Consider the following 9741-nt stretch of genomic DNA (forward strand, 5'->3'; position numbering starts at 1 on the left):
CTGCCGGTGGACAGCATCGGTGAGGTCCGCCAGAACGAGTGGGCGTTCTACCCGCTCTTCCCGGTCCTCGCGCGCGGGCTCATGGCGGTCACCGGATGGCCCTTCGCGGTGGCCGCGACCGTGCTCGCGACCGCCCTGGGCTACGGCGCTGCCCTGGTGATCGCGGGCCTGCTGCGCGAGCGCGTGGGTGCGCCGGGGGCGCTGGCTGCCGTCGCGCTGCTCGGTGCCTTCCCGGCGGCTCCGGTGCTGCAGGTGGCCTACTCCGAGTCGCTGGCCCTGCTGCTGTTGGGCTCGGGCTTCTGGCTGCTGCTGCGGAACCGCTGGCTGCTCGCCGCCGCTGTGGTGCTGCTGACGGGGTTGGCCCGGCCCATCGCCCTGCCTCTGGGACTGGTCGCCGTGGCGGCGGTGGTCCGGCGGTGGCGTTCGGGTGCCGGCGACACGCCGGATGTGCCCGAGTGCCTGTCCATGGTTGCCGCGGTGACGGCGTGCGGAGTCTCCGGTCTGCTGTGGCCGGCGCTGGCCTGGGTCGGGACCGGACGCATCGACGCCTACCCGGTGACGATGTCGGCGTGGCGTGGAGGTGAGGCGGTCGTGCCCTTCCTGCCGACCCTTGAGGTGAGCCGGCTCGTGCTCGGCGACACCCTGGGCCCCTGGTTGCTGGCGGCGGCGGCCGTGGCCCTGCTGATGGCCGTCCTAGGGCCCTGGGCCGCCGGGCTGGGGCTCGAGCTGCGGACGTGGTCACTGGCGTACCCGCTGTACCTGGCCGCCGTGCTGGACCCCTGGACGAGCATCTACCGATACCTGCTGTTGCTGTTCCCCCTCTTCGTGGTGGCGGTGGGCGCCGGCTGGCGGGCGGGGGACCCTCGCGGCAGCCAGCCCACGTGGGTGCTGGTCATCCGGACCGTGGTGCTGGTGCTGTTGTTCCTGGGTTGGCAGGTGTGGTGGACGTGGGAGCTGTTCATGTTCGTCCCCCCGCGGGACAACCCGCCGTAGCACGCCGCGTCGTCCACACCACCGAGGCCACCTGAGGCCGACCCGCGGATCAGCGGCCGCGGAACCTCGGACGCTCTTTGGCGACGAAGGCCTCCACGGCGGCCCTGTGGTCTCTGCTCGAGCCGGTCCGGTCCATCAGCTCGGCCTCGTGCTCCAGAGCCTGCGGCAGGGGCGCCGCGGCAGAGAAGGCCACGGCCCTGCGGATGGCTCCCAGCGCGAGGGTGGGGCCTGCGGCCAGGCCATGGGCGACCTCGGTCACGCGAGAGAGGAGGTCAGCGGCCGGCACCACCTCGGTGGCGAGCCCCAGTCGCAGCGCCTCGGCCGCGTCGACGTCCCCCCCGAGCATCATCAGCTCCGTGGCTCTGGCCACGCCGACCAGCCGCGGCAGCGTCCACGACGCCCCGGAGTCGCACGACAGGGCCACCCCGGCGAAGGCGAGGGTGAAACCGGCGGTGTCGGACAGGTAGCGCAGGTCCGCCGCGAAGGCCATCGACGCGCCGGCCCCGGCCGCCACGCCACCGATCGCCGCGATGACGGGCTTGTCCATCCCGGCGATCAGCTCGACGATCGGGTTGTAGTGCTCGCGCACGGTGCCCCACGCCTGCTCGGGAGCCTCACGCAGCAACCTTGCGTGCTCCTTCAGATCCTGCCCGACGCTGAAGGCAGATCCCTGACCGGTCAGCACCACGCAGCGCACTGCGGGGTCCGCGGCGACCTCGCGCAGCGTCCCCAGCAGAGCCTCCTTCGTGGCGATGTCGAGGGCGTTCATCGCGCCCGGGCGGGCCAGGGTCACGGTTCCGACCCCGCCGTCGAGATCGAGCCGGACGCTCGGCGATGGGAGCTGGTCGCTCATGGGCTGGCCTCCGACTGCTTGATGGTGCGTGGGAACCCAGCGATGTCACGGAGCACCACATCGCGGTAGGCGCCGGCGGCCGGGGGGAGGGCAGCCGCGCACGCCGCGGTCAGCGCAACGATGGCAGCGACCGGCGACCCACTTCCACGCGGGAGCAGGTGGTCGCCGAACAGGTCGAAGACAGCCGATCGGGCGCGCACGTGGACAGTCTGCCCGACGGATTAGGCCGACCACCGTCGGGCGGTGGATAATAGACGGCGATGCACCCGCCGATGACCCCACGGTGGGTGTCGCGTCTGACGGAAGGTTCACGATGGCAGCGATGAAGCCTCGCACCGGGGACGGTCCCCTCGAAGTCACCAAGGAAGGCCGCGGCATCGTGTTGCGTATGCCCTTGGAGGGCGGCGGTCGGCTCGTCGTGGAGATGAACGCCGAAGAAGCCGGTGCGTTGGGGGATGCCATCAGCGAGTGCCTGGGCTGACCGAACAGCGCGTGTCTCGCGCCGAGCCCACATCCCCGTCGGTGGGGATGTGGGCTTTCTGGCGTGGGGGCCGCGTGTGGACGGCTCAGCGCTTGATGGCGGCGCAGAGTCCGTCGCCCACCGGCCACACGGCACAGAGCACGCGCTCGTCGTCGCGCAGATCCTTGCCGAGCTCGCGGATGGCCACCGTGACCTCGTCGCGGGCGGTGGGGTCGGCGACGCGGTCCCGGCCCAGGATGTTGTCCACCACGAGGATCCCGCCGCGGCGCAACAGTCGCAGCGCCTCCTCGACGTAGGCCTGGTCGCCCTGGTGCTCCCCGCCGATGAGCACCATGTCGTAGGCGCCATCGGTCATGCGGGGCAGCACCGTCAGGGCGTCGCCCCCGATCAGGCGAGTGCGCTGCGGGGCGACCCCGGCGGCGGCGAAGGCGGCCCGGGCCGCTCGCTGGCGCTCCGGCTCGGGGTCGATCGAGGTCAACACGCCGTCGTTGCTCATGCCCTCCAGCAGCCACAGGCCAGTCACCCCCGCGCTGCCCCCCACCTCGATCACATGGCTGGCCTCCAGCGCTGCGGCCAGAAGGCGGAGCGAGGCGCCCGTGGAGGCGGGAAAGGCCGCGCCGCCCCTGGCCTGTTCCTTCTCGCTCGCTTCCTCGACTGCCGGGGAGGCGAGCACGAAACTCTCCGCATACGTCCAGGAGGTCATCCGTTGAGCAGCCATATTGCCACCCTAGACTGTTCAGCCAATGCTCAGGCTGCGATGCCACCATCAGGGGTCCAACGTGGTCGACGGGACCGCGTCGGGGAAAGGCCATGATGGGCGATGGCGAGGTTTGGGAACAGCCGACCTGGGACGAGGTCGTGCGGCAGCACTCTGCCCGCGTCTACCGTCTGGCCTACCGGCTCACCGGCAACCAGCACGACGCCGAGGACCTGACCCACGACGTCTTCATCCGTGTCTTCCGGTCCCTGGAGAGCTACCGTCCCGGGACCTTCGAAGGGTGGTTGCACCGGATCACGACGAACCTCTTCCTGGACCGCGCCCGGCGTAAACAGCGCATCCGGTTCGACGCGCTGTCCGAGGAGTTCGCGGCTCGTCTTCCCTCACGTCTGAGCGGGCCCGAGGAGAGCTTCGACATCCGCCATCTGGACGGAGACATCCAGCAGGCTCTCGACTCCCTGGCCCCCTCGTTCCGCGCCGCGGTGGTGCTGTGCGACATCGAGGGGTACTCCTACGAGGAGGTCGCCCAGACCCTGGGTATCAAGCTGGGCACGGTCCGCTCGCGCATCCACCGGGGGCGATCGCATCTGCGTCAGGCGCTGGCTCACCGCGCTCCCCGCCGCCCGGACGCGGCGGTCGGCGCCGCCGGCAAGGCGCCGGTGCCGGTTCCTGCTCTCGGCTGACCTGTCGCGCCTGGCGATCAGGCACAATCACAGCATGTCCTGCACCGCCCTTCCGCGACCGCGGGCCCCGGGCCGATGCTGAACCTGGGCGCGGGCGAGGTGCTGCTGATCCTCATCCTGGCCTTCGTCATCCTCGGGCCGAGCAAGCTGCCGGAGTACGCGGCCGGTCTGGCCCGGGCGGTGCGTCACCTGCGCGACCTGGCCGAGGGTGCCAAGTCCCAGATCCGGGAGGAGATGGGGCCCGCGTTCGACGACGTCAACTGGCAGCAGCTGGACCCGCGGCAGTACGACCCACGCAGAATCGTCCGCGAGGCGCTCGCCGCGCCCAGCCGGGCGGGTGAGTCGGCCGCGACGCGCGCCGGCACGGCGGACGAGCCAGACCCGGCAAGCCGCGCTGAGCGGACTCCGCGCCGGCGCCGGGACCGCCACGACCCGAACGTGCCCACACCGTTCGACACCGAGGCCACCTAGGGCCGATGCGGCGCGCGGGGAGCCAGCGAGGCCTGGTGGCCCGACGCTCGGGGGTGCCCGGTCAGCTGGGGGTGATGCTGAGCTTGCGACCGGCCAGCCCCCGGCTGCGCGAGGCGATGCCGCGGGCCACCGCCCGCAGTGCCGTTGCGGCAGGCGAGTCCGGCTGGCCGAGCACGACGGGGACCCCGGTGTCGCCCCCCTCACGGACGGTGACGTCCAACGGGACCTGTCCCAGCAGGGGTACGTCCGCGCCAATGGACCGGGACAGAGAGGCGGCCACGGACGCCCCGCCGCCCGAGCCGAAGATCTCCTGCCGACTGCCGTCGGGCAGCTCGAGCCAGGACATGTTCTCGATCACCCCGACGAGCCGCTGGTGGGTCTGCAAGGCGATCGCCCCGGCACGTTCGGCGACCTCGGCTGCCGCCTGCTGCGGTGTGGTGACCACGAGCAGCTCGGAGTTGGGCAGCAGCTGCGCGACCGTGATGGCGATGTCCCCGGTGCCGGGGGGCAGGTCCAGCAGGAGCACGTCCAGGTCACCCCAGAACACGTCGGCCAGGAACTGCTGCATCGCGCGGTGCAGCATCGGCCCGCGCCACACGACCGGCTGGTTCCCGGGCACGAACATGCCGATGGAGATGACCTTCACCTCCTGGGCGATCGGCGGCAGGATCATCTCGTCCACCTGCGTCGGTGGGTGGGACACGCCGAGCATCCGCGGCACCGAGAAGCCGTAGATGTCGGCGTCCACCACGCCCACGCGCAGACCCTGCTCGGCCATCGATGCCGCCAGGTTCACGGTGACCGACGACTTGCCGACGCCGCCCTTGCCGGAGGCGACGGCATACACCCGGGTCAGGGTGTCCGGACGGGCGAACGGGATCTCCCGTTCCGCGGCTCCACCCCGCAGGTTCTCGCGGAGACTCCGCCGCTGCTCATCGCTCATGACGCCGAGTCGGACCGACACCTCGCCGACCCCGTCCACACCACGAAGAGCCTGCGTGACCTCGCGGGTGATCGTCTCCTTCATCGGACAGCCGGGCACGGTCAGCAGGATGGTGGTCTCGACGTCACCGGAGGGCTGCACGTCGACGCTCTCGACCATTCCCAGGTCGGTGATCGGCTTGCGGATCTCCGGGTCGTTCACCGTCGCCAAGGCAGCGTGCAGGGCATCAAGAGTGGGGGTGGACACCCCCCCATGGTAGGCCCGGCTCAGGTGCCCTCATGGTTCGGCTCACGCGCCGCGTCCTCACGCTCGCGCCCCTGCTCGCTGCCACCCGAGACGCGGATCCCGCGGTCGGTCATCTCCTCCAGCAGGTTGCGTAGCTCGGAGCGTACGAAGTCCCGTGTCGCCGTGTCCCGCATGGCGATGCGCAGCGAGGCCACCTCACGGGTGAGGAACTCGGTCTCGGCCAACGCGCGCTCGTCCCGGGTGCGGTCCTGCTCGATGGTGACCTTGTCGCGGTCGGCCTGGCGGTTCTGGGCGAGCAGGATCAGCGGGGCGGCGTACGAGGCCTGCAGGCTCAACATCAGGGTCAGGAAGATGAAGGCGTACGGGTCGAAGCGGGCGCCGCTGGGGGCGAGGGTGTTCCACAACAACCACAGGAGCACGAACAGCGACATGTAGGCCAGGAAGCGGGCGGTGCCCATGAAACGGGCGAAGCCCTCAGCGAACTTGCCGAAGGCGTCCGGGTCCATGCGCGGCCGACGTAGGCGCCGACGGCCGCGCACGAGCGGCTGGTCCAGGCGTTCGCCGGTCCGCGGTCGCTCGGAGCGTCGGCGCGGTCGACGCGGTGAGGTGGGCTGCTCAGCCACGCAGATGCACCTCCATCTCGGGGTCGTGCTCGCGCCAGTCCTCGGGCAGCAGGTGGTCCAGCACGTCGTCCACACTGACCGCCCCGATGAGTCGACCCTCGGCGTCGGTGACCGGGAGGGCGACCAGGTTGTAGGCGGCCAGCAGCCGAGTGACCGTGCCGAGGGCGGCCTGCGGCCCGATGGGGTCGATGGCCGAGTCCAGGGCTCCGCCGATGGCGTCCTGCGGAGGCTCGCGCAGCAGGCGCTGGATGTGGACGACCCCGAGGTACTTCCCGGTCGGCGTCTCGTGCGGAGGGCGGCTGACGAACACCAAGGAGGCCAGAGCCGGAGAGAGCTCCTGTCGCCGCACCAGGGCCAGGGCTTCGGCGATGCTCGCCTCGGGACCGAGGATCACCGGTTCTGGAGTCATCATGCCGCCGGCGGTGTCCTCCTCGTAGGCCAGAAGACGACGGATGGGCGCCGCCTCGTCCGGCTCCATGAGCTGCAGCAGCTGCTCGGCCTTGTCGGTCGGGAGCTCGGAGATGAGGTCGGTGGCGTCATCGGGCTGCATGGCCTCCAGCACGTCGGCCGCCCGCTCGATCTCGAGGTTGACCAGGATCTCGACCCGGTCGTCGTCCGGGAGCTCCTCGAGAAGGTCGGCCAGCACCGGGTCCTCCAGCGCGTCGGCCACCTCGCCCCGTCGCTTGGGCGGCAGGTCGTGGACCGCCTCGGCGAGGTCGGCGGTCTTGAGGTCCTCGTAGGTCTCCAGGAGGGCGTCGACCGCCTGCGCGGGCCCGCTGATCGCCAGACCGGAGACCCGGTCGACGTCCACCAGCACCGTCTCACCACGACGGCGACGCAGGCGCAGCCCGCGTCCCTGGCGTTCCGGGCCGCCGCCCTTGCGCACGAAGACCTTGCTGACCCGCCAGTCGCCGTTGCGCTGGGCCTCCAGAGCCAGGTCCTCCACCACGGCCGGGAAGCCATCGGTCTCGTCGTCCTGCACCTGCACCCGCCGGTCGAAGAGCTCGGCGACCACCAGCGTCTCGTTGCGGCGTTGTTCGAAGCGGCGCAGGTTCACCAGACCGGTCGTGATGATGGCCCCGGCGTCCACGCTGGTGACACGGGTCATGGGCACGAAGACACGACGACGCCCCGGAACTTCGATCACCAGCCCCACCGCGCGGATGCCGCGGGCCGAGACACCCGCACGCGGGCCCAGGGCGACCACGACGTCGCGGACGCGGCCGACCTCGTCGCCGAGCGGGTCGAACACGCTCTGACCGGCCATGCGGGCGACGAAGACGCGGGGGCTCACCGGGCCCACGATACCGATGGAGGGCGGCCTGACCGGGGACCATCGCAGGCGCGGGGGGTTCGTCCGAGCGTCCGTGCCGTCAGGAGCGTTCTGCGCCTACGCTCCATGATCCGCAGTCGGCGTACCTGTCTTCGCGCAGGGACCCCGAAAATGTCAAGATGGAGGACGTGACCTCATCCATGCCACCGCGCGGCACACGCCCTCCCCGGCCTGGGTCGGGTCTGACCTTGAGCTACCCGATGTCGCTGGGTGTGTTCGAGAAGTACGAGGATGCGCAGCGTGCGGTGGACTACCTCTCGGACGAGGAGTTCCCGGTCCAGAACTGCATGATCGTGGGGACCGACCTGCGTCAGGTCGAGCGGGTGACCGGCCGGCTCACGGCGGGCCGGGTGGCCCTCGGCGGTCTGCTGTCCGGTGTCTGGTTCGGGTTGTTCATCGGGCTGATCTTCGCGCTGTTCGCCAACTCCGGGGACGCTCTGATGACCGTCTTCTACTGCGTGGGTTTCGGCGCCTTCTTCGGTCTGGCCTATGTGTTGATCGGCTATGCCATGACCCGGGGTCGGCGCGACTTCACCTCGGTCTCGCAGGTGGTGGCCACGCGGTACGAGGTGCTGACCGAGCACAAGCACGCCGAGAGGGCTCGCGAGCTGCTGGAGCAGATGCCGGTCCAGCGAGACTGACCGCGGCGCTCAGCCGCGCCGTCCGGCCCGACGCACCCATCGCTCGACGTCCTCCGCGGTGCGCGGCAGCATGGCGGACAGGTTCCGGCAGCCGTCGGCGGTGATGACCACGTCGTCCTCGATCCGTACGCCGATGCCGCGTAGGTCTTCCGGCACGAGCAGGTCGTCGCACTTGAAGTACAGGCCCGGCTCGACGGTGAGGACCATCCCCTCGCTCAGCTCGGCGTCCATGTAGTCGGCCCGTCGTGCCAGGGCGCAGTCGTGTACGTCGATCCCGAGGTGGTGGCTCGTTCCGTGCACCATCCATCGGCGGTGGAACTGACCCTCGTCGGGGTCCAGCGTGTCCTCGACGCTCACCCCGTCGGGAAGCAAGCCCCACTCGTGCAGTGTCCGGGCGATCACCTGGATGGCGGCGGCGTGCACGTCCTTGAAGGTGTTTCCCGGGCGAGCCGCTGCCAGTCCTGCCTCCTGGGCCGCCAGCACCGCGTCGTAGACCCGGCGCTGCGCGTCGCTGAAGGTGCCACCGGCCGGGAGGGTCCGGGTGACGTCGGCGGTGTAGAGAGCGTCGGTCTCCACGCCGGCATCGATGAGGACGAGGTCTGTCTCATCGACCTCGCCGGTGTTGCGGATCCAGTGCAGTGTGGTGGCGTTCTCGCCGGCGGCGCAGATCGAGTCGTAGCCCACACCGTTCCCGGCGTGCCGTGCCGCGCGACCGAAGGTCCCCTCGATCCAACGTTCACCTCGGTCTCGCCGCGTCGCTTCGGGCAGCTCGGCGACCACCGCGTCGAACGCGACGGCAGTCGCCTCGACCGCCGAGGTCATCTGGGCGATCTCCCAGTCGTCCTTGACGAGGCGCAAGACCGACAGGTAGCGGGCCAGTGCCTCATCGGCCTCGAGATCGCGCTGCTCGACCTGCCCTGCCCGCTCCGCGGCCTCCTCGGTGCGCACCCGGTCCACCAGGGCGGTCACCTGGGGGTCGGCGTCCCGGACTACCCGTACCGGCGTCTGGGGGACGTTCTTGCCCACGGTGTCGTCGAGCTCCTCGATGTGCCGGGTCGTGACTCCCAGCTCCGCTGCCACCTGCTCCAGCGAGGGGCGGGCTCCGATCCAGAACTCGCCGGTGCGCGAGTCGGAGAAGAACTCCTGGCTGTCCCGTCCCGCCGGAGGGTCGAGGAAGAGGATGGCCTCGTGTCCGCCGTCCGGCAGCGGCTCGAGCACCAGCGCTGCGTCCGGCTCCCGGTCGGCGCCGAGCCCGGTGAGGTGGGCGAAGGCGCTATGCGGGCGGAAGACGTAGTCGGTGTCGTTGCTGCGGACCTTCAGGCCACCGGCCGGCACCACCAGTCGTTCGGACTCGAAGGCGCCGGACACCTCCTGACGCCGCGCCGCAGCGTAGGAGGCCACCTCGGCGAGCGGCGGTAGCGACTCCGACACCGGCGCCCACCCATGACCCATGAAGTCCATGAACGCCTGGCCTGTGGGGCGGCTACGGTGCTCGGCTTGAGGCTGTTCCTCGCTCATGGGGTCATCGTGACACGCGGGCTGGTGACCGCGGTGTGAGCCTGTCTAGTCTGCCGGGGTGAGCGAGGGACGACGGTTCACAGGGATCAACGGCCCACGGGGACGAGTGATCACGGGGCCGCAGCTGAAGCCGAACGCCAAGCTGGGGAAGGTGTGGCGTGAGCGGGCCAACTGGGCCGTGCGCGGTATCGGGCCGCCGAGTGTGCCCATCGCCGTGCCCGGCACAGACGACGACGTC

The 9741-nt window shown here is 70.8% G+C and carries 13 protein-coding genes; 6 read left to right on the forward strand and 7 right to left on the reverse strand.

Annotation, left to right across the window (positions count from 1 at the left end; all coding sequences use genetic code 11):
• Positions 1–993: hypothetical protein (locus VJ976_RS02725; protein WP_324098573.1), on the forward strand; the 993-nt coding region annotated here is incomplete at its 5' end.
• A 49-nt stretch (positions 994–1042) separates the two neighbouring features.
• On the opposite strand, the gene VJ976_RS02730 is transcribed toward VJ976_RS02725, so the two are convergent.
• Positions 1043–1846, reverse strand: a complete 804-nt coding sequence (locus tag VJ976_RS02730) for an enoyl-CoA hydratase-related protein (protein WP_324098574.1) — start codon at positions 1844–1846, stop codon at positions 1043–1045.
• A complete protein-coding gene (locus VJ976_RS02735; RefSeq protein ID WP_324098575.1) occupies positions 1843–2046 on the reverse strand; it encodes a hypothetical protein in 204 nt (67 codons plus the stop codon). Before VJ976_RS02735 ends, VJ976_RS02730 begins: the two co-directional genes overlap by 4 nt.
• Before the next feature lie 113 nt (positions 2047–2159).
• Between VJ976_RS02735 and VJ976_RS02740 the strand changes: the two genes are divergently transcribed.
• Entirely contained in the window at positions 2160–2327 is a 168-nt protein-coding gene (locus tag VJ976_RS02740) for a DUF3117 domain-containing protein (protein WP_324098576.1), read from the forward strand.
• Positions 2328–2412: 85 nt separating this feature from the next.
• Here the strand turns inward: VJ976_RS02740 and VJ976_RS02745 are convergent, their stop codons facing one another.
• On the reverse strand, positions 2413–3045 hold the full coding sequence (locus VJ976_RS02745) for an O-methyltransferase (protein ID WP_324098577.1): 633 nt from the start codon (positions 3043–3045) through the stop codon (positions 2413–2415).
• 92 nt (positions 3046–3137) lie between these two features.
• Between VJ976_RS02745 and sigE the strand changes: the two genes are divergently transcribed.
• Both sigE and VJ976_RS02755 read left to right on the forward strand, forming a co-directional pair.
• Positions 3138–3728, forward strand: coding sequence for an RNA polymerase sigma factor SigE (sigE, locus tag VJ976_RS02750; RefSeq protein WP_324098578.1), 591 nt, complete (start codon positions 3138–3140; stop codon positions 3726–3728).
• A 75-nt stretch (positions 3729–3803) separates the two neighbouring features.
• Positions 3804–4199, forward strand: coding sequence for a twin-arginine translocase TatA/TatE family subunit (locus tag VJ976_RS02755; RefSeq protein WP_324098579.1), 396 nt, complete (start codon positions 3804–3806; stop codon positions 4197–4199).
• 61 nt (positions 4200–4260) lie between these two features.
• On the opposite strand, the gene VJ976_RS02760 is transcribed toward VJ976_RS02755, so the two are convergent.
• From VJ976_RS02760 to VJ976_RS02770, 3 genes are read right to left on the reverse strand one after another with little or no spacing between them, the layout of a single operon-like run.
• Complete coding sequence (locus VJ976_RS02760; protein ID WP_324098580.1) at positions 4261–5388, reverse strand: Mrp/NBP35 family ATP-binding protein; 1128 nt, start codon at positions 5386–5388, stop codon at positions 4261–4263.
• Positions 5389–5408: 20 nt separating this feature from the next.
• On the reverse strand, positions 5409–6011 hold the full coding sequence (locus VJ976_RS02765) for a DUF1003 domain-containing protein (RefSeq protein WP_414693558.1): 603 nt from the start codon (positions 6009–6011) through the stop codon (positions 5409–5411).
• A complete protein-coding gene (locus VJ976_RS02770) occupies positions 6004–7314 on the reverse strand; it encodes a magnesium transporter MgtE N-terminal domain-containing protein (RefSeq protein ID WP_414693559.1) in 1311 nt (436 codons plus the stop codon). The genes VJ976_RS02765 and VJ976_RS02770 overlap by 8 nt, the downstream gene beginning before the upstream one ends.
• Positions 7315–7472: 158 nt before the next feature.
• On the opposite strand from VJ976_RS02770, the gene VJ976_RS02775 reads away from it, so the two are divergent.
• Positions 7473–7985: a general stress protein gene (locus VJ976_RS02775; RefSeq protein ID WP_324098581.1), complete on the forward strand. Its 513-nt coding sequence runs from the start codon at positions 7473–7475 to the stop codon at positions 7983–7985.
• 9 nt (positions 7986–7994) lie between these two features.
• Here the strand turns inward: VJ976_RS02775 and VJ976_RS02780 are convergent, their stop codons facing one another.
• Positions 7995–9503, reverse strand: coding sequence for an aminopeptidase P family protein (locus VJ976_RS02780; protein ID WP_324098582.1), 1509 nt, complete (start codon positions 9501–9503; stop codon positions 7995–7997).
• A gap of 58 nt (positions 9504–9561) precedes the next feature.
• Here VJ976_RS02780 and VJ976_RS02785 point away from each other — a divergent pair.
• Positions 9562–9741 (forward strand): hypothetical protein (locus VJ976_RS02785; RefSeq protein ID WP_324098583.1); only part of this gene is annotated, 180 nt, incomplete at its 3' end.

This window comes from Ornithinimicrobium sp., assembly GCF_035267225.1.
Taxonomy (GTDB): Bacteria; Actinomycetota; Actinomycetes; order Actinomycetales; family Dermatophilaceae; genus Ornithinicoccus.